Source organism: Sphaerisporangium fuscum, from assembly GCF_018531465.1.
GTDB classification, from domain to species: domain Bacteria; phylum Actinomycetota; class Actinomycetes; order Streptosporangiales; family Streptosporangiaceae; genus Sphaerisporangium; species Sphaerisporangium fuscum.
On sequence record NZ_JAHDTF010000014.1, the window covers coordinates 86830 to 106180 of the forward strand.

Sequence of the window (19351 nt, forward strand, 5' to 3'; positions counted from 1 at the left end):
GCCGGCGTCTGTCACAGGTGGCCGCGGAAGCGCCCATATCACGGTGTCATACCGCATTCACCGACAGCGTTTTCTCCGCCCTCTGACGGCACTAACTTTCACAGTTGGACCGGACAGGGGTGGTGGCATGCGGATGCCGCGTGGGGCGGCGCTCTTCCGATTCGCGACGCTGGTCTTCTGCGTTCTCGCGGTGCTCGGCGCGCCGCGGGCGGCGGCGGCCGGCGACGGGGCTGACGACGATCTCCAGCGCGTCTACTGCCTGTCCGCCGCGCACCGGGCGCAACTGGTGGCGGCCGCGGCGAGCCTCGAACTCGTGCAGCCGATGGCCGACTCCATGCACGACCTGAGCATCCGCTCGCGTCAGTACACCGTGGAGGAGTGGCGCCGCGCCGCTCCGGACGACTTCGCGCGTGCCTGCTCGGCCCTGATGGCGACCGTCCCCCAGCTGAAGCCCGCCGACGAGCCGAACCCCCTTCTCTCGGCGCTCGACGTCGTGCTCCCGCTGGTCGCCGGATCGCTGCTGACCCTCGCCGTGCAGCGGCTGGACGCGCGGGCCAACCGGCGGCAGCAGCAGCGCGAGGAGCTGCGCCGCGCGGCCGCCCGCTACCGGCTCGCGGCCCACGACTACGTCGACGCCTGGGTCGACGACCCGGGCACGTCCGACGCCGAGGTGTCCCGTACGGCGTTCGAGCTGGCCGCGGAGCTGGAGAAGGTCCGGCACGCCCGAGGCGGTCACGAACGCGTCGACCGCATCCTCGCCGCGCTGCCCGTCGCCCCCGGCGGCGAGGGCGCCCCGCCGAACCACGCCGAGCGCGTGGCGCTGCGGGGGCGTGAACTGCGGCGCGTCGCCGAGACCGTCGGGGAGACGGAGGCACTCATCCGAGACGACGGCCGGCCGTTCCCGCGCCCGTTCCGCCGGTCCGCGCGCCGACCTTTGCCGCAGGCCCCGGAGGTGCGCGGGTGACGGTCAACACCTTCGGCATCCCCGTGGTCCTGAACCGGGTGGGCGGCACGAGCGAGCTGCGGTACGTCAACGGCAGCCCGCTGTGCCCCTGGCGCTACCGCGGCCACTGGGACCTGTACGTGCCGGTGGACCACACCCAGCAGGCGTTCGAGGAGTTCTGCGAGCAGGCCGCGGACGTGGACGAGCTCGCCGCCACCGGACGGCTGGTCGTGGTGTCCGGCGTCGAGGGCAGCGGGAAGACGGCGCTGATCCACCGCTGTGTGTACATCCTGCAGCGCGGCCTGGCCGGGGCCCTCGGCGTCGATCCCGACCAGGGGGCGGCCGGCGACAAGTGGGCGCTCCGGCCGCCGGTTCCCGGTGTGAGCGTGGTCGATCTCAGCGACGAGGCGCGCAGAGTTGCGTACGATAACAAGGGGCAGTTGTGCCCTCTCGACGCGATAAACCAGAAAATATTCAAAAGGGTCGTCGGGGACGTCCGGAAACAGCTTTCGAACCCGGCGGCCCAGCTCGAAGAGCTGGCGAGCGACACGAGCGGGGAGCTGGTCGACCTGTACCAGGAGCTCAGCGACTTCCTGTGCGACAGGGAGCACTTCATGCTCGTGATCCTGCCTTTCGTCAGGCTCGGGACCCGCCAGTTGCACGTCGATTTCCTGCGCTCTTATCTCAATTTCAGCGACCGGCGCATCGTCTTCTTCGCCGAGACCGCGGAACCCGACGTGATGACGTCGATGGCGCCCACGCTCTCGTGGGAGGAGCGGAATCTGGTGACCCACCTGTCGATCGGGCGGCTCGACGACGCCGACTGCGAAAGCTTCGTCAGGTCTCGCATGTCGCGTCCCGGCCTGCCCCAGGAGCACGTCATCATAGCCCCAGGGACTCTGGCCGGTGTGGCGCCCGATGTTCACTATGAGACCGTGCGACGGCTGCAGGACTCGTTCTTCCAGCTGGGTGAGATCGTCCGGCGCGACGGGCGAAACGAGATCTCCGGCGACGACTTCAAGACCCTCGAAGAGCAGCGGCGAAACGACCCGCGGCTGCTACGCCGCCCGCGGCCTCGACGTGGAAGGGGATCACAGGGGTGAACGCCGAGGACAACCCGTTTCCCGTGGTCCCGGTCGCGCGGCTGAGCGGCTCGTACGACCTGTTCGCGACCGGCGGGAGCGTGGCGCCCGGCCGTCCCCTGACCGTCGAGACCGACGCCGTCCGCGCCGTGCGCCACCAGCTGAGCGGGTACCTCGAGCAACGTGTGCCGTCCCGGGGGCGCGCCCTGGCGCTGGTGGGCGACTTCGGCACCGGCAAGAGCCACATCGCGCGCGGGCTGGCGCTGGCCGTGACCGCCGACCCGTCCGAACCGCTGCTGTGGCTCATCGACGAGCCGGTGTGGGACTTCGGGGCGATCTACCGCGACCGGCTGGTCAGCGACCTGAAGGACCAGAAGGCCGCGTTCTACGACGTCCTGCTCGACTACTACGCCGACGTCACCGCCGAGAGCCTCGACCAGGCGCGGTCGCTGCGCGAGGTGGCCGACGGGCTGCGCGACCGCCACCTCGATCCGCAGGCGGTGATCGAGGCGTACGCCCTGTCGGAGGCGGCGATCCGCCGCGACCTGGAGCGGCGCCTGCAGGTGCTGACCGAGCACGCCAAGTTCGCGCGGGCTCTCGCCCTCCTGCAGTTCCCCGAGTTCCAGGACCACGTGTGGGAGTGGCTGATGGGCCATCCCCCCGGCGACGTGCTGCGCGAGCGCGGCATCGACGCGCCGATCGACAGCGTGAGCTCGGTGTTCGACGCGCTCGCCGTCTTCGCCTTCCTGTACGGCCACGCGGGACGCCGGTTCGTCTTCATCGTCGACATGCTGGAGAAGGTCCTCGACTGGCCCTACGACCGGCGCACCGACTTCATGCAGAACTTCGAGAAGCTCGTCAACGTGTACGTCAGCGTGGGCGGGCTCCTGGTGTTCTGCGTGCTGCCCGAGGCGCTGAGCGAGTTCGGCGAGAGCCTCCACGAGCGCATCCTGCCGATCCGCCCGAGCCCGCTGACCGACGACGAGACGGTGGAGCTGGTCGGCCGCTACCTCCATCCCGAGGAGGGGGCGCCGCCCGGGGACCTGTCGCCGTTCACCCGGCAGTCGGTGAGGTACATCCGCAAGCTGGCCGGTGGCGTGCCCCGCAGGACGTTGAAGCTCTGCCATCACGCCTGGGAGGTGGCGGCGCGCGGGCCGCGCGGGGTCGTCGACGAGGTCGTGGTGCGCACCGCCGTACGCGAGGCCTTCGAGGTGGCGACGCGCGACGACATCCGGGCCTCGATCGAGGGCATCCTGGAGGCGGGGGCGTGGCGTTTCGAACGCAGCGAGACGCGGTTCGCCCGCAGGCCCGGCCGCGACGCCGAGATGGTCGACTACTGGATCCTCGTGGGGCAGAGCGGCTCGGCGGTGGCGGTGCTGACCACCGACTCGGTGATGCTCGACGACCAGGTCGACCGGCTCAAACGCGTCGTGGAGGCCGCCCGCGCCGACACCGGCTCGGCCCCGTGCGAGGTGCTGGTGGTGGTGAACGGCTACATCTCCGCGCCGCTGCGGCAGCGGCTGGCGGGCATCACCGTCACCCAGCCCATCGTCTACAGCGACAAGCACTTCCGCTCGACGATGCGGCGGGCCGTCGCCGACCTGGTGGCCCGGCTGGAGGCGAGCGGCCGCGACAGCGTGCTGCAGGTGCTGCGGCAGCGCCTGGAGGGCATCGCCTACCAGCAGACCGCCGTCCTCGACTGCCTGCAGCGCGTCGAGGGCCGCGTGGAGCGGCTCGAAGGCTCGACGGGGGCGAGGCTCGGCGAGGTCCTTCAGGCCGTCGCGGAGGCCGGTGACCTCGCCGCGGGGGACGAGGGTTCCGCCGCCCGCGTCCGGCTTCCCCAGGAGGTGCGGCGCCACTTCGACCGGGCCTTCGACGCGGTGGGCGTGATGGGCGGGGTACCACCGGCGTTCAGGCAGGTGTTCGGCCTGGACGCCGCCGGCCCGGGGGACGAGGGGATACGACCGCGCCGGCTCGGCTTCACCTCCGACCAGTTCCAGGCCGTGGGGGTCGCCGTACTGCTGCACAAGCTGCTGGAGGCCTTCCGCGACAGCGTCGGCGACTGGATCCGGCAGGCGAAGCCGACGCCCGACGGCCCGGCGCCCACTCCCGCGCAGGAACGCGGGCTGCGGGCGATCTGCCGCAGCTACGAGATCACGGCGGAGATGCTGCCGGTGTTCAGGCTCGAAAGCCTGGCCGCGTTCGGCCCGTACGCGGCCGAACCCGGGCCGCTGGAGCAGGCGTACCGGTCGTTCCACCGGGCCGAGGCCCAGGAGGCCCTCATCGGGCTCGGCGAGCGCGTCTTCGAGTCGGCGATGACTTTCGTGCGCTCCTGACGACCGGCACCGGGCCGGTCCTGACGGGGTCGGGAGACGTGAGGGCCTGCGCCGTGGCCGTCTCGATCTCGGCCCTTTCGCGCCGCCGGTCCCAGGCGGCGTTCGTCGCGATGTTCAGCACGTTGACGGTGAGGATCGCCGGGGCCACCACGCTCACGGCATAGGGCAGGTACGGCTCCAGGGCGAGCGCGAGGATCACCGCGGTGATGCCGTTCTGCTGGCCGAGCGCGAGGTAGACGCGGTCGACCCGCGAGAGGTGCCAGGCGATGAGCGTGCCGACGACGATCTGCGCGGCGAAGGCCGCGACGCCGAGGACCACGCCGAGCCGCAGGTCGACGCCGCCGGACAGCAGCGCGCCGAGCGCCAGCGTCGCCAGGAAGAAGGCACCGGTCGTCACCCGCTCGGCCAGGGCCGAGATCCCGGGCCGGTAGAACAGCCCGACGAGGGCGATGCCGAGCATGAGGAACCGCCAGGCGGCGACCGCGACCAGGCCCGCGAGGACCAGCACCGCCACCACCCGGAACCAGGTGGGGAATGCGTTCGCGCGTGGGGGGACGAGCCTGCGGGCGAGGAGCCACAGGGCCCAGACCACGCCGGCGAAGGCGAGGTTCAGCGCCAGGTCGAGGGCGTAGGCGGAGACTCCTCCCGTGGGCCCGCTCCCGCGGCCGAGGGTGAAGGTCACGAGGTAGATCGTGAGAAGCGCCGTGATCGGGTCGTCGAAGGAGGCCCAGGCCAGCAGCAGCGACTTCGCGCGCTGGGACATCCGCGACCGGCCGACCAGCGCGGCGACCGAGAGCGGGTCGATCTGCGCGACGGCGACGCCGAGGATCATCGTCTCCGGGCGGCTGCCCGAGGCGAGATACATCACCACCGCGATCAGCGCCGTCTTCAGCATCACGCCGACGGTCACCGCGAGGACGACGGTGTGCAGGTCTCGCACCGCGTCGCGTGGAATGCCGGACGCGCTGCCGTACAACCCGACGGCCAGCAGGGCGCTGACCCCCCAGATGTACCAGGGCGCGGCGCCGAGATCGCCGACGTCGTACAGCCGGGCGACGCCGAGGCCCGCGAGCGCGACGACGAGGACGGCCACCAGGCGCCCCACCGGCGACTCGACACTTCGGATGAGCACCTTCACGGGTGTCCTCCAGCCCTCCGAAGAGGATCTCTGATCGCCGCACCGAGCCACAATTCTAGGTACGCCCATCACCTGTGACCACCGTTATCAGCGGGCGGCCGTCGATCCACGAAGCGTTATGGGAAAAGCGCTGGAATTGTCCGCCGATTTCCCAGGGAAACGCACATGACCGAATCTCCGCCGTGTCATTCAGGGGTCACGGCAGCACCGATCGTACGGCGTCGGTCAGCGCGGTCAGCCGGCGCTCGGCGGTGGCCACCTTGTCCTGCAGCAGGGTGACACCGAGCACGAAGTCGCCCGGCGCCGGGCCCAGCCAGTGGACGTACAGCGCGCCCGCCTGCACGTCGAGCACCAGGCGCCGCACCGTGTCGTCGAGCACCGTCCGCAGCGCGTGGCGCAACCGGGCGAGGTCGGTGCGCAGCCGCTCGGCGATGTCCCTGTAGAGGGCCCGGCGGGCGGCGACCGTGATGTCGGTGAACCACACCCCGAGGGCGGGATCGCCGAAGACGTCCCCGGCGTAGGCGGGGGACCAGTCGCGGTAGAGCGCGGCGTAGTGCAGGTCGCCGGCGTTGACCGCGCCGGCCCACAGGTCGAGCAGCGCGGCCTCCCGCGCGCGGCCGAGGGCGGGGCCGGTCTCGACGTGCGGCTGCGACGGCGACTTGATCTCGGGCGGTTCGGCGGCGGGGTCGCCGCCGGGATGCTCGTCCCCCAGGCGGAACTCCCGCGTCCGGATCGTCGTCACGAGGTCGTTCATGCCGTCGTCCATCGCGGCCGTGTCGGCGGCACGCAGCGTGGCGCCCACGAGGTACTCGCCCGACCGCAGGCGGCCGCAGTGCAGCGCCCCGCTCGCGGTCTCCACCACGGTGCGCATCAGCTCGCCGGAGTTCAGCGCCTTCAGCGAGGCGTCGAACTCCTCCACGCGGACGACGAGCCGGCGACAGGCGCGAAGGTGCTGCTCGCGGGCCGTCTCCACCGGGCCCCGCAGCCGGTCGAGGTGTTCGGCGAAGTGCAGGACGTCGACCGAGAAGTCGAAGACGCCGCTGCCGAAGTGGGACACGTAGTGCAGGGCGGGATTGGTCTCGACGGCGTCGCGGCACCGGTCGATCAGCGTGCGGTGCGCGTCGCCCACGTGCGGCGCGGCGATGACATGGGCGACCTGCGGATGGCGGCTTTGAGCGGTTTCCGAGGTCATGTGCCGATTTCCTTCCGGCCGATGCGAATAAGCCGCCACCGGGTCACAGGCCCGGTATTTCGAGGTCGATGTCCTCGCGCACGAGCCGGTCGGACGCGGCGCCGGCCGCCATCCTGCTCCGCGTGTCGGCGAGGTTGCGGGCCAGGAGCCGGGCGTTCGGGTGGCCGGGCAGGCCGGCGTCGTGGAAACCGGCGCGGGCCCGCTCCTCCAGGCCGGCGGCCAGGGCGAGCTCGCCGCGCAGGACCATCGTGTTGGCGAGGGCGACCGCCGCCGCGAGCGTCCACGGATGCGACGGGCCGAGCCGGTCGCCGAGGCGGGTCAGGGCCCGTCTCCCCCACTCGGCGGCCTCGCTGAGCACCCCGGAGTTGCGGAGGTAGGCGCCGAGGAGGATCTCGCACACCTGGGTGTAGGGATGCTCGGGCCCGAGCGTCGCCCGGAGGTCGGACCAGCAGGCGGTGATCTCGTCGGCCGCCCTCTCGTACTTGCCGAGGGCGTTGAGGTCGGCCGCCAGGCTCGCGCGGCAGATCAGCGTGCCGAGGTAGCGGTCGCCCTGGTGGGCGCGGAACTCCTCCAGGATGCGCTCGTCGCGCTCACGGGCGTCGTACGGCGCGCCGAGCCGTCGTTCGGTGACGGCAAGGCCGCTCTCGGCCCGCAGCACCTCAAGGCGCGGGCGGGCGGGGGACCCGAGGGACCCCCGGCGGCCGAGGACGTCCTTGAGCAGGTTGTACGACTCCCGCAGCTCGCCGAGGTCGCGATGGTAGCGGGCCATGGCGACGGCCGTGCGCGCCGCCTCGGCGTCGGCCTCGCCGTTGAGGGCGACGCGGAGCCGGTGGCGCTGCCCGGCGAGCTGGAGCGCCCGCCGCGGGTCGCCCATCAGCGCCTCGGAGATCGCCAGGTTGTGCATGGCGTTCCCGGTCTGGGGATGGTTGGCGCCGAGGAGCTCGCGGAGCTCCCGCAGGACGTCGCGCTCCTCGTCGCGCGCCTCCTCGAACTCGCCCATCGCCCGCAGCGCCGCCGCGTGGGCGCCCGCGGTGAGCAGCGTGCGCGGGTGGTTGACGCCGAGGACCGCGCGCTGCGATCGCAGGGCGCGGAAGCTGTACTCCTCGTTGTCGCGGTAGTCGCCCCGCAGCCGGGAGACCTGGGCGAGGAGGTTGTAGAGCCTGAGCGTCTGCTCGGACTCCTCGTGCCACTCGCCCAGCGCCAGCAGCGCGACCTCCTTGACGCGGTCCCTGGCGAGCCTGTCGTCGCGGCCGAGGAGGCGGCCGAGCTGCCGGAGCAGCCAGCGGCGCACCTCGGGCCTGGTGTCCTCCCAGGGGCGCAGCGCGTCGAGGTGCCGTTCGAGCTCGGCGTACACCCGGGCGTGGCCCTCGCCCGCGTCGTCCCCGTCGAGCGGGATCCAGGAGGCCAGGGCGAGGCGGAGGTCGGCCACCAGCCCGTCCAGGCGGGGGCCCATCCTCTGGCGCACCAGCTCACCGACGAGCCTGTGGAGGCGGACCGGCAGGGCGGGGCGGCCGAGGTCGACCTGGACGAGGCCGTACCGGCACATCGTGCGGAGCATGACGTCGACCATGAGGGGATCGTCGAGCCTCTCGGCCCTGGCGAGCAGCGCGAGCATGCCGGACGACCTGAGCAGCGCGAGGTCCACCCCGTCGGGCGACAGCAGGGCGCAGACCTCGAGCAGCCGCAGCGTGGCGGCGCCGCCGATGTTCTGCCTGCGCAGGGCCTGGCCGCCGATGTCGTCAGGCAGATTGTCGAGGGTCAGCTCCAGCATGACGCGGGCGGGCGGGGCGGTGCCGTCCCGGTCGAGGAGCTCGGCCTGCTTGCGGGTGAACCCCTCGCCGAAACGCTCTGCCGCCTGCCGTACGGCGTCGCGGGGCAGCACGTTGTCGTGGCGGAGGCGTGCGGCCAGGGCCGCGATCCAGGCCCCGGCCAGGTCGAGGACGAGCGGGATGTCACCGACGTGCTCGCCCACGAGCTCGGCCTGCTCGGTGAGCAGCTCGGGAACGCGGCGGCGCAGCAGGGCGACGCTCTCGGACGGGGTGAAGGGGCCGATCTCGACCGGCGGCTCCTGCCCGCCGTCGTCCCGGGAGCCGACCGGAGTGCGGGAGGTGACCACGACGTGGCGGTGCTCGCCGGTGGCCGGGGTGGGGACGGGAAGGCCGGCGGCGTCCGGCGCGCCGTCGTACACCAGCAGCCAGCCGCCCGACCGCATGGACGACAGGTGGCGCAGGGCCGCCTCGGCGGCGTCGGCGGCCGTCGGGATGGCGAGGGCGGCGGCGAGCTCGCCGAGGCCTTGCCGGATGCTCTGCTCGCTGCCGGCCGCCAGCCACCACACGATGTCGTACGCGCCGCCGAAACGGTGGCAGTACTCCATGGCGATCTCGGTCTTGCCGATGCCCGGCGGCCCGCTCAGCGTGCACACGGCCCGGCCCGTGCCGGGCGCGAGCAGGACGTCGCGCGTCTGCTCGACGGCGTCGTCACGCCCGACGAACGGCGAGACGCGGACGGGGACGTTGGACAGCACGGCCGCCGCGGGGTACCTGGCCCCGGCCGGGGTGGCCGCGGACGGGCCTCCGACGCGCAGCGCCCGCCGCAGCGCGGCCACCGCCTCAGGCTCGGTGAGGCCGCGCAGGTCGAGCAGCTCGTGGTGGGAGAGCCCCTCGGGCAGCGGCAGGTCGTCGACCACGGCCAGGCAGGTGCCGGTGCCGGGCATGCGCCGCAGCAGGCTCGCCGCCTCGTCGTCGAGTCCGGCGGGCGAGATCACCAGCACGGCGGACGCATTGCGGGGATTCTCGCCGCCACCGAACCGCCGCACGGCCGTCGTCTTCACCCGCAGCCCGAAACGTTCAAGCTGGGCGCGCGCCCACTCGGCCCAGACGCGGTGGCGGGGCGAGTACACCAGCGTCACCTCGCGCAGCGCGCCGACCTTGCCGTCGGTGAGCTCGCGCGCGAGCCGCTCGTAGGCCGCGCGGAGGCCTTCGGGCCTGCCCGGCGGCTCGTTCTGCACGGCGAGGGTGTCGGTGTAGGCGTACGCCGGGGTGTAGGGGATCTCGACATAGGGCGCGGCCTCCCCCGGGCCGAGCTCGGAGAAGCGGCGCTGGACCACCCCCCTGGCCTGCTGGAGGGGCTCCGGGGCGGCGCTGTCGGCCTTGATGCCGAGCGCGACGACGCCGAGCGGGCGGCGCGCGGCCTGCTGGAGGCGTCCGGCGAGATCGGCGCAGCTCTCGATCGAGCGGGCGTTCAGCGGGAAGCAGGCGACCACGGTGTCGGCCCGGTCGGCGAAGACCTCCGGGCGGATGCCGGAGCCCTGGCCGGGCGCGTCGATCAGCACGTAGTCGTAGGTGCCGGCGCGGACGGCCGCGTCGAGGGCGCCGGTCCAGGCGTCCTCATCCGTCTCCGTGGTGTCGAGGCGGAGGACGGCGATCGGCGCGGTGAGCTGTGTCTCGTCGCTCCGGACGGTGACGACGCGGGGCCCGGACGGCGGTTCGGCGGGGGCCGGCGGCGTGATGAAAGGACGCAGGTAATGGTCGGCCCTGATCGTGGAACGATGCGCGTCCACGATGAGCACTTCCAGGCCAGCGCCGGCGAGGATGAGCGCGACGTTGATGATCGTCGTGGTGCGGCCGATATTGTCGCTGGTGGAACAGAAGAGCACCGAGACGGCGGTCGGGGAAGTGTCGGCGACGTCGTTCATGACCCCTCCACTTCCCGCTCCGTCGAAGTGCCACAAATGCGGCTAAAACGGTCGCGATGGTTTTCGGCCGAGCCGTGATCAGCCAAGTCAGTATATAGGCGGTCGACGCTTCGACCCCCGGCACACAGGCCCCGCCCGCAGCTCAGGAAGGCGCCGGCGGGCTCTCGATGTAGTCGTTGGAAAACAGGACCGGCCCTTCGATCGCCTCCAGATGGATACGGCGAAGCGCGAAATCGAGCACGGACACCGGCATTTCGGTCACGACGTCGAGAGGGAGATCCGACAGGTCGACGAGATCGGACTCGATGATGTCCGGAAATATCGCCGTATCCTGGGTGTCGCGCTCTTCACCGTGCCCCATTGATTCGCCTCCTGTCGAGGTGAGGGAACCATCCGCGGCCCCGGCCGCCTGGATTCACGGAGGCCTGGACAGCCGACGACTGGGCGGACCACCGCAGAATTCACTATCATAGCGACGTAATCCGCGCATGATGTGAGCTGTTCCATCGAACTTCCTTGACGGCGGTTCATCCGGCACCACTACTCGTACATTGCCAGAACAGACATATGTGGGGCGATCATTGATTGCTGAGCCAGGTGCGGCGGGACGACCTTCCGACGGCGTGGCGAGCACACCCGGCGTGGAACATAAACAGGGTTTGGAATGGCCCTATACCCTCGACGTCGCCGCGCTCGCCGACCAGGGCTGGACCCCTCGGCCTTTCCGGAATTTCATCCTCAAAATCCACAGCCGCTGCGATCTGGCGTGCGACTACTGCTACATGTACAACGCCGCCGACCAGGGCTGGCGTGCCCAGCCGCTCACGATGACCCGCACCGTCGTCCGGCAGGCCGCCGAGCGCGTCGCCGAGCACGCGGGGGCCCACGGCCTGCCCCTGGTCAACCTCGTGCTGCACGGCGGCGAGCCCCTGCTGTCCGGCCCCGATCTCATCGCCCACACGGTCGCCACCATGCGGGCGGCCGTCGGTCCCGCCACCCGGGTGCGCGTGTCGGTGCAGACCAACGGCATGCTGCTCACCGACGACTACCTTCGGCTGTTCGCCGACCTCGACGTCCTGGTGGGGGTGAGCCTCGACGGCGACCGGGCGGCGCACGACCGGCACCGGCGCCGCCGCGACGGCCGCGGAAGCCACGGGCGGGTCGCCGCGGCCGTCCGGCGGCTGTCCGAGGGGCCCTACCGGCGTATCTTCGGCGGACTGCTGTGCACCGTCGACCTGCGCAACGACCCTGTGGGCACCTACGAGGAGCTGCTGCGCTTCCGGCCGCCCGGTGTCGACTTCCTGCTCCCCCACGGCAACTGGACCACTCCCCCGCCGGGGCGCCGTCCCGGCTCCGCCGCCACCCCGTACGCCGACTGGCTGATCCAGGTCTTCGACCGCTGGTACGGCGCGAGCCCCAAGGAGACCGGCGTCCGGATCTTCGAGGAGATCATCCACATGCTGCTCGGCGGCGCCGCCCGGGTCGAGGGGCTCGGCCTCGAGCCCATGCGCTGCGTGGTGATCGAGACCGACGGCGCCATCGAGCAGGGGGACGCGCTCAAGACGGCCTACGCCGGGGCCACCGGCACCGGCCTGCACGTCGCCACCGCCTCCCTCGACGCCGCCCTGCTCCTGCCGCCCGTCGTCGCCCGCCAGCTGGGGGCCGCCGCCCTCGGGGCGACCTGCCGCTCGTGCGCGGTGCGCCGGGTCTGCGGGGCGGGGCACTACGCCCACCGCTACCGGGCCGGGTCCGGTTTCGCCAACCCCACGGTGTACTGCCCTGATCTGTACCGGCTGATCACCCACATCCACCGCCGCCTCTCGGCCGACGTGGCCCGCCTCCGCTCCACCACGCCCGCGTGACCCCGCGCCGTCACACCCTGCCGGCCGAACTGTTCGCCCGCATCGCGGCGGGCGGGGGCGGCGCGGAGGCGGCACGCCTGCTGACCGCCGCCGAGTACAGCAAACGCCTGGTCCTCCTGCGCGCCGTGATGGAACGTGCCCCGGCCGAGCGAGCGGGCGTATCGGGTGGAGCGGGGGCGGTGCGGCAGGCGTACGACCTGCTCGTGGCCCTCCAGCGGACCACCCCCGCGGCCGTACGGCACGTGATCGGCCACCCCGCCGTCGGCGTGTGGGCGCTGCACACGCTGCGCGGCCCGCGCGACGCGTCCACCGGCCCCGGACGGCTCGCCGCGCTCGCCGCGGGCGCCGCCGTCCTCGCCCGCGTCCCGATCTCGCTCACCGTGACCGTGGAGCGGCTCGCGCCGGGCCGGTGCGGCGTGATGCTGCCGTCGCTGGGGTTCGCCGCGCTGCCCGGCACGCGTGCCGGCGACCCGGCGGTCGTCCGGGTCGGTCCCTCGGGGGCGGCGGTGGAGGCCGCCGGCCACCTCGTGCCGATCCCGCCCGACCCGTTCGCCGAGGACGGGGCGTGGCTCGGACTGCGCCGGCTGAGCGCCGGAACCGGGCCCCACGCCGTCCGCTTCCTGGTGGACGACGTCGACCCCTTCCGCTTCCCGCTGGTGCGCCGCTGCGCCCCCCGCCTCCCCGCCGGCGAGCTCTCCCGCTGGCAGGCGGTGGTGGAGTGCGGCCGGCGGCTGCTGGCGGGCGTGCATCCGGAGGTGGCGGCAGAGGTCTCGGCGGGCGTCGGCGTGCTCGTCCCGCTCCTCGGCGCGCCCGGCGAGGTCACCAGCGCCACCTCGCCCGAAGGCTTCGGGTGCGTCGCGCTGTCACGCCCGTCCGACGCCCGTGCGCTCACCCAGACCCTGGCCCACGAGGTGCAGCACGGCAAGCTGACGGCACTCGGCACGCTGTTCCCCCTGGTCGCCGAGCCGGACGGCGAGAGGTTCTACGCGCCGTGGCGGGAGGACCCGAGGCCGGTCGGCGGGCTGCTGCAGGGGGCGTACGCGCATCTCGGCCTCGCGCTGTTCTGGGAACGGCAGCGGCACGCCGAGACGCAGCGGACCGCGCGCCTCCACGCCCAGACGGAGTTCGCCCGCTGGCGCGACGCCACCGCCTCCGTCGTCCGCGTACTGCTGACCGGCCGCCGGCTCACCCCCCTCGGCGAAAGGTTCGCCACCGGCATGCTCGCGACGCTCGACGCCCTGCGGGCCGCACCCGTCTCGCCGCGCGCGGCCCGCCGCGCCGCCCACCTGCTCGCCGACCACCGCACCCGGTGGCAGGCCCGCAACGGCAGGCGCGAGCCCGCGTAGAGGACCCGGCCGGCGGTCACGGCGAAGCGGCGTGACCGCACGCCCGGATAGGGCAAGGTTGGACGGGTGCGCAGCAAGCTCGGCGGACGGGTGGCCCAGGCGGCGGAGGTCGCCCTCGCCACCCGCAAATACGTGACCGCGATCGACGTCCTGACCGGCCTGCGGTGGCTGCAGACCCGCCACGTGGAGACCTGGCGGCAGGGCCGCGCCGACAGCCTGGAACGGCTGGCGCCCGTGGACGGCGACCGGATGGAGGAGGCCCTGTCACACCTGCGCGAGTGGGCCCTCGCCCGGGGGCTGGTGGCGAGCGAGGCGGCGTACGCGGCGGCGAGCCGCGACCGGCGACCGCTGCGCTTCACCATCGGGGGCGACGAGGAGACCGAGCGCCGGTTCCGCACCCACTGGCTCTCCCCCGAGCTGAGCGAGTCGCGGCGGCGGCAGATCGAGGAGCGGCACAACAAGGCCCCCGACCTGGTGGCCGTCTCGCCGCTGGAGGCGTGGACGTGCGCCGGATGCGGCGACACCGGGCCGTACCTCATCATGGAGGACGACCGTCCGTACTGTCTGACCTGCGCGGACATGGACCACCTGTGTCTCCTGCCCGCCGGGAACGCCGCGCTGAGCCGCCGTGCCAAGAAGGCGAGCGGCCTGTCGGCCGTCGTGGTCCGCTTCAACCGGCGCCGCAAGCGGTACGAACGGCTCGGCGTGCTGGTGGAGGAGGCGGCGCTGGCGGAGGCCGAGGAGCAGTGCCTGGCCGACGAGGAGGCGCGGCAGCGCCGCCGGGAACGCGACCGTGAGCGCCGGGCCGGTGAGGACGCCGAGTTCCAGGCCCGGATGGCGGAGGAGATCCGCCGCCTGTTCCCCCGCTGCCCGGCGGAGCGCGCCGACGCGATCGCCCACCACGCCGCCCAGCGCGGCAGCGGCCGGGTGGGCCGTACGGCCGCCGCCCGCGCGCTGGACGCGGACGCGATCACTCTGGCCGTGATCGCGAGCGTCCGCCACCTGGACACCGACTACGACGAGCTGTTGATGTCCGGCGTCCCCCGCATGACGGCCCGCGAGCGGATCCGCGGCCGGGTCGAGGAGGTCCTCACCGTCTGGCGAGGCTGAACGGGCGCCGTCAGGCTCCGCCCCTGACGAAGGGAGTGGGGTCGAAGTACTCGGTCAGCAGCCGGATCCTGCCGTGGCCGTCGAACTCGAAGAGCCCGACGAAGTCGCTGTCGAAGACACCTCCCCCGGGGAGGCCGGCGTGGACGCGCCAGCGGGCCAGGACCCTGTCCGGGTCGTCGAGGGCGTCGATGCGCAGGTCGAGGATGGTACGACTGGACGGGCCGTCGCCGAACGTGCTCAGGTAGACGGCCTCCAACCGGTCGCGTCCCGTGACCAGCTTGGGGAACCCTTCGGGAAGGAACGGCATGGCCTGGCTTCCGTCCTCGGCCCACAGCGCGGTCCAGGCGTCGAGGTCCTTCTCCTGCTGCACCCGGAAGTAGGTGCGCACGGCCTCGACGTTGCGGGCGCGGACGTTCTGAGTGGGTGACATGGTCATCTCCTGGTCGCCGATGATCACGCGTCAGAGGAGGCCGAACCGCTTGGCGAAGGCCGTCAGCTCCTCGCGTTGCGCATCGGGTTCCATGGCCGAGGAGCTGACGACGAGGCGGGTCACTCCTTGCGCGGCCAGTTCCTCGACGCTCTCGGCGGACATGTCGATCGACCCGAAGCGCGTGTACTCCAGGGCGTCCGGGTCGCGGCCTTCCTCGGCGGCGGTGGAGCGGACGAGTTCCCACTGCGCGGCCCGCTCCTCGGGGCTGAGCGCGCCGCCGGGGAAGAAGCCGTCGCCACGCCGCCCCGCCCGGCGCGCGGCCGCCTGGGTCGACCCGCCGATGTGGATCGGCAGCCCGGTGGCCTCATGCGGCTTGGGATAGCTGCAGAGGTTGTCGAAGGAGAAGAAGTCACCGGCGTAGCTGACGCCTTCCTCGCCGCCCGTCCAGAGCAGCCGCAGCACGTCGATCGCCTCGTCGGTGCGGCGGCCCCGGCTGGCGAACTCGACCCCCACCGCCTGCGCCTCGCCGGGCAGGGAACCGAGGCCCACGGTGAGCAGGCGCATTCTGCCCTTGGACAGGACGTCGATGGTCGCCAGGCGCTTGGCGAGGATCACCGGGTGGTGGTACGGCAGCAGCAACACGCCGGTGCCGAGCAGGATCCGCTCGGTGGCCGCGGCGACGAAGGCCAGGGCGTCGAGCGGATCGACGTACGGCAGCGACGGCGGCATCTCGAAAGGCCCCACCTTGGCCCCCGGGTACAGCACGATGTGCTCAGGCATGTACAGCGCCTCGAAACCGCACTCCTCCGCCAATCGGGCGAAGGCCACGAGCTTGTCGGGATCGGCCCCGTAGAAGGGCGTGCTGTAGCTGATGGCGAACTTCATGGACATTCCTCGATACGCGGTAGCTCGGGCCGACCCCCTGCCGGCCCTCCGACCGCCACGTTAGAACCATGACGTTGACGTCAAGGCAACTCCTGAATCCCGGCCTCGGCTCCTCACTCGCGCCGTCGCCGTCCATGCCGGGAAGGTGACCCCCGCCCGCGGGACGACGCGGTCGTCAATACCGCCGAAGTTGCAGATCGCAAGGCCGGGATACCGCACCGAGAAGGCCGGAGCTACCGCCGCGGTTTGACGATCTACGTCGGGCCCCGCGCGTATGGTCACTCGTGACTTCGACCACAAAGGGGGATCATCATGGCGAATCGATTACCGTCTCAAGGGGCGGCGGCCGGTCCGGAACGCGGCGACGGGGGTGTCGTGGCGGCCGACCGCCGGAGATCCCGAGTGACCAGAATGCGGGCGAGCGTCATGGTCGTCGCGTTCCTCTCGGCGACCTTCGGCCTGCTGACGGCACCCCCGTCCGATGCCGGAAGCGCGCACGCGGCCACGGCGACCGCAGGGCATTTCGTCCCCATGGCATTCACGGCGCTGCTGGACACCCGGACCGGAACCGGCGCCGCCAGGGCGAAGATCCCCGCCAACGGCTCGGTGACCTTCCAGGTGACCGGACGCGCCGGGATCCCGTCTACCGGCGTCGCGGCGGCCTTCGTGACCATCGAGGCCGTCAACCCGTCTCGAAGTGGTTCCCTGAAGACGACTCCAGCGGGCCGGACGGCTTCGGTCAGTTCGCTCAGCTTCACGGCGAATCGGACGGCTTCGAACACCGACACGATCGAAGTGAGCTCGGACGGCAAGATCACTCTCACCAACGCCAGCGACGGCACCGTCGACGCGGCCGTCTCGACCAGCGGTTACTACCTGACCGACAACGCCTCCGTCACCGGGCACACCTACAGCCCGGTTCCGGCCGACGGCTACCTGTACGACACCGAGCGAGGCGACAACTGGGGCATCCCAGGCAACAAACTGGGCGCCAACAGCTCTGCGGCCTTCGGTGTCGCCGGACACGCCGGTGTTCCCGCGAGCGGGGCCACGGCGGTCGCGGTGAACATCACCGTGAAGGACCAGACAGCCGACGGCTGGGTCTCGCTGTTCCCGGTCCTCTCCGCCGACCCCAACGTCAGCGCGCTCGACTACACCGCCACCGGCGGTCCGGGCAGCGGCTTCCAGATCGTGCCGCTCAACCCGAACGGGCTGCTCGCCTTCACCAACCACGGCACCAGCCCGATCAACGCCTCCATCAGCGTCCGCGGATACTTCACCGCCGACTCCGACGGTCCCGACGGCCTGGACTTCACCCGCGTCACCCCTCAGACGATCGTGGACACGGCGAAGGGCACCGGGGTCGGCGGAACGGCTCCGCTGGCCGCAGGCCAGTCCCTGACCTTCGACTCCTCGCGACTCGCCGCGACACCCGACGCGGTCGCCGCCGCGGCGCTCACCATCACCACGCGGGGCGCGGAACAGGGAGGCTGGCTCTCGGTCTACCCGGCCGACAGCAGCGACACGAATCTTCCGAGCGTCGCCTTCCCCACCGGTGCGGGAAGCTCCAGCGGGTCGGACACCGTGGTGACCAGCGGCGATCAGAAGATCACGCTGACCAACCACAGTTCCGGTGCCGTGCACGTCCAGGTGGCGGTCAGCGGGTACTTCGTATCCGACGACACCCCGATCGTCGGCGCTCCGGCCACGGCGGAAGATCCCACGACCGGCGCTCCCGACGCCCCTCCGGACATGCCGACCACCGTCCCGACCGACGATTCCGACCCGGACGACGCCTCCAGCGACCTGAACTCGCCGACCGTATCCGCCGGCATCGACGACTCCACGGCCGCGGCGTCGCCCTCCGCCACGTCGAGCGCGCTGCAGGCGAGATGGACGTCATGGTGCGTCTACTCCGCCACCAAGCCCTTCGCCCTGACCCACACTTCCCGCACCATCTGGGCCGAAGGAAAGAAGAAGAGCTGCGGCGGAAGCGCGGGCCCTCCCGACAAGTGCCACGCCGGAGTCGACCTCCAGGCCTGGAACCTGACGGGCGACCACCAGTGGCACGTCATCGCGCACAACGGCGGGAAATGGACCAAGTGCAAGGGCAAGGTCCAGGCCGCCTACCGCAACTGCCACTACCAGCCCAGGTACAAGGTCTGGTACAGGTCGGCGGTCTGGCTCCAGATCGAGAAGAGAGGCCTGTACGGCACGCCGGGCTGGGCTTACAGCAAGACCAACTACTTCTACTGCGACTGATCGAGGGTCAGGTGTAGCCGTAGGGCGACCTGGGGCGGTAGGGCCGCTCCAGGAGGTCCTTCTCCTGCGGCGTGAGCGTCACCTCCACGGCGGCGAGGGCGTCGTCCACGTGGTGGGGCTTGGTGGCGCCGACGATCGAGGCCGACACGGCCGGGTGCGCGAGCGTCCAGGCCAGCGCGACGCGGGCGGGCGGCAGGGCCCGCTCGCGGGCGCCGGCGTGCAGCGCGTCGATCACGTCCTGGTCGCCGTCCGCCCGGCGGGAACGGCTCCCCTCGGCGGCGGCGCGGGCGGTGGCGCGGGACCCGGCGCCGGACAGCAGGCCACGCGCCAGTGGGCTGTAGGGCAGCACGCCCACCTTCTGGTCGGCGCACAGGGGCAGCATCTCGCGCTCCTCCTCGCGGTAGAGGAGGTTGTAGCGGGTCTGCATGGAGACGAACGGCGTCCGGCGGCCCAGCCGCGCGACGTGCTGCGCCTTGGCGAACTGCCAGGCGTACATCAGCGAGGCGCCGGCGTACCTGATCTTGCCCGCCCGGATCAGGTCGTGGAGGACGGCCATCGTCTCCCCCACCGGCGTCTGCGGGTCCCAGCGGTGGATCTGGTAGAGGTCGATGTGGTCGGTGCCCAGCCTGCGCAGCGACGCCTCCACTGCGGCCGTGATGTGCCCTCGCGAAAGCCCCCGGTCGTTGGGACCGGCGCCCGTCGGGTAATAGACCTTGGTCGCCAGCACGTAGTCCTCGCGACGGGCGAACAGCTTGCGCAGCAGCCGTCCGGTGACCTCCTCGCTCGCGCCGTCCCCGTACATGTCCGCCGTGTCGAAGAAGGTGACCCCGCCCTCCACCGCCCGCCGGACGATCGGCTCGGCCGCGTCCAGGTCAAGACTCCAGGCGAGCCTCGCGGGGTCCCCGTAGCTCATCATCCCCAGCGCGATCCGCGAAACCTTCAGTCCGCTGGAGCCGAGACGCACGTATTCCACCCATAAGTCCTAGCACCCGAGCTCGCCCGTCGTCCGGGCGAAAACAATCATCTGTACGCCGACCTGCCGGCCGAGAGGCGGTCACGGCCTTCACCACG

The 19351-nt window shown here is 72.1% G+C and carries 14 protein-coding genes; 7 read left to right on the top strand and 7 right to left on the bottom strand.

What is annotated here, in order from left to right; all coding sequences use genetic code 11:
- Window positions 1–127: 127 nt before the first annotated feature.
- Genes KIK05_RS18155 through KIK05_RS18165 form a run of 3 tightly spaced genes read left to right on the top strand, consistent with a single transcriptional unit; the run spans window position 128 to window position 4361 of the window.
- The gene (locus tag KIK05_RS18155) at window positions 128–964 is read left to right on the top strand and encodes a hypothetical protein (RefSeq protein WP_214411921.1); all 837 of its coding nucleotides are present in this window, start codon (window positions 128–130) and stop codon (window positions 962–964) included.
- Window positions 961–2046, top strand: a complete 1086-nt coding sequence (locus KIK05_RS18160; protein WP_214411922.1) for a hypothetical protein — start codon at window positions 961–963, stop codon at window positions 2044–2046. Before KIK05_RS18155 ends, KIK05_RS18160 begins: the two co-directional genes overlap by 4 nt.
- Window positions 2043–4361, top strand: a complete 2319-nt coding sequence (locus KIK05_RS18165; protein WP_214411923.1) for a hypothetical protein — start codon at window positions 2043–2045, stop codon at window positions 4359–4361. The genes KIK05_RS18160 and KIK05_RS18165 overlap by 4 nt, the downstream gene beginning before the upstream one ends.
- Here the strand turns inward: KIK05_RS18165 and KIK05_RS18170 are convergent.
- The 4 genes from KIK05_RS18170 to KIK05_RS18185 all read right to left on the bottom strand — a co-directional run bounded on the left by KIK05_RS18170 (window position 4306) and on the right by KIK05_RS18185 (window position 10746).
- A complete protein-coding gene (locus KIK05_RS18170; protein WP_214411924.1) occupies window positions 4306–5499 on the bottom strand; it encodes a cation:proton antiporter in 1194 nt (397 codons plus the stop codon). The genes KIK05_RS18165 and KIK05_RS18170 overlap by 56 nt on opposite strands.
- Window positions 5500–5695: 196 nt before the next feature.
- Window positions 5696–6691, bottom strand: coding sequence for a hypothetical protein (locus KIK05_RS18175; RefSeq protein ID WP_214411925.1), 996 nt, complete (start codon window positions 6689–6691; stop codon window positions 5696–5698).
- 43 nt (window positions 6692–6734) lie between these two features.
- Window positions 6735–10385: an FxSxx-COOH system tetratricopeptide repeat protein gene (fxsT, locus tag KIK05_RS18180; RefSeq protein WP_214411926.1), complete on the bottom strand. Its 3651-nt coding sequence runs from the start codon at window positions 10383–10385 to the stop codon at window positions 6735–6737.
- 142 nt (window positions 10386–10527) lie between these two features.
- Entirely contained in the window at window positions 10528–10746 is a 219-nt protein-coding gene (locus KIK05_RS18185) for a hypothetical protein (RefSeq protein WP_214411927.1), read from the bottom strand.
- A gap of 298 nt (window positions 10747–11044) precedes the next feature.
- Between KIK05_RS18185 and KIK05_RS18190 the strand changes: the two genes are divergently transcribed.
- The 3 genes from KIK05_RS18190 (at window position 11045) to KIK05_RS18200 (ending at window position 14703) form a co-directional block, all read left to right on the top strand.
- Window positions 11045–12247, top strand: coding sequence for an FxsB family cyclophane-forming radical SAM/SPASM peptide maturase (locus KIK05_RS18190; RefSeq protein ID WP_214411928.1), 1203 nt, complete (start codon window positions 11045–11047; stop codon window positions 12245–12247).
- Entirely contained in the window at window positions 12244–13593 is a 1350-nt protein-coding gene (locus tag KIK05_RS18195; protein WP_214411929.1) for an HEXXH motif domain-containing protein, read from the top strand. Before KIK05_RS18190 ends, KIK05_RS18195 begins: the two co-directional genes overlap by 4 nt.
- A gap of 66 nt (window positions 13594–13659) precedes the next feature.
- Entirely contained in the window at window positions 13660–14703 is a 1044-nt protein-coding gene (locus tag KIK05_RS18200) for a DUF2293 domain-containing protein (protein WP_214411930.1), read from the top strand.
- A 10-nt stretch (window positions 14704–14713) separates the two neighbouring features.
- Here KIK05_RS18200 and KIK05_RS18205 read toward each other — a convergent pair whose 3' ends face one another.
- Window positions 14714–15133, bottom strand: coding sequence for a nuclear transport factor 2 family protein (locus KIK05_RS18205; RefSeq protein ID WP_214411931.1), 420 nt, complete (start codon window positions 15131–15133; stop codon window positions 14714–14716).
- Between the two features lie 30 nt (window positions 15134–15163).
- Window positions 15164–16018, bottom strand: coding sequence for an LLM class F420-dependent oxidoreductase (locus KIK05_RS18210; RefSeq protein ID WP_214411932.1), 855 nt, complete (start codon window positions 16016–16018; stop codon window positions 15164–15166).
- A gap of 402 nt (window positions 16019–16420) precedes the next feature.
- On the opposite strand from KIK05_RS18210, the gene KIK05_RS18215 reads away from it, so the two are divergent.
- On the top strand, window positions 16421–18280 hold the full coding sequence (locus tag KIK05_RS18215; protein ID WP_214411933.1) for a hypothetical protein: 1860 nt from the start codon (window positions 16421–16423) through the stop codon (window positions 18278–18280).
- Between the two features lie 7 nt (window positions 18281–18287).
- Here the strand turns inward: KIK05_RS18215 and KIK05_RS18220 are convergent, their stop codons facing one another.
- Window positions 18288–19253 (bottom strand): aldo/keto reductase, encoded by a 966-nt coding sequence (locus KIK05_RS18220; protein WP_214411934.1) that lies wholly within the window; start codon window positions 19251–19253, stop codon window positions 18288–18290.
- Window positions 19254–19351: the final 98 nt, after the last annotated feature.

Bases quoted from the DNA above. Each gene is read 5' to 3' on its own strand.
- KIK05_RS18205 (WP_214411931.1), bottom strand. From the start codon at position 15,133: ATGTCACCCACTCAGAACGTCCGCGCCCGCAACGTCGAGGCCGTGCGC.
- KIK05_RS18185 (WP_214411927.1), bottom strand. From the start codon at position 10,746: ATGGGGCACGGTGAAGAGCGCGACACCCAGGATACGGCGATATTTCCG.
- KIK05_RS18175 (WP_214411925.1), bottom strand. From the start codon at position 6,691: ATGACCTCGGAAACCGCTCAAAGCCGCCATCCGCAGGTCGCCCATGTC.
- KIK05_RS18210 (WP_214411932.1), bottom strand. From the start codon at position 16,018: ATGAAGTTCGCCATCAGCTACAGCACGCCCTTCTACGGGGCCGATCCC.
- KIK05_RS18155 (WP_214411921.1), top strand. From the start codon at position 128: ATGCGGATGCCGCGTGGGGCGGCGCTCTTCCGATTCGCGACGCTGGTC.
- fxsT (WP_214411926.1), bottom strand. From the start codon at position 10,385: ATGAACGACGTCGCCGACACTTCCCCGACCGCCGTCTCGGTGCTCTTC.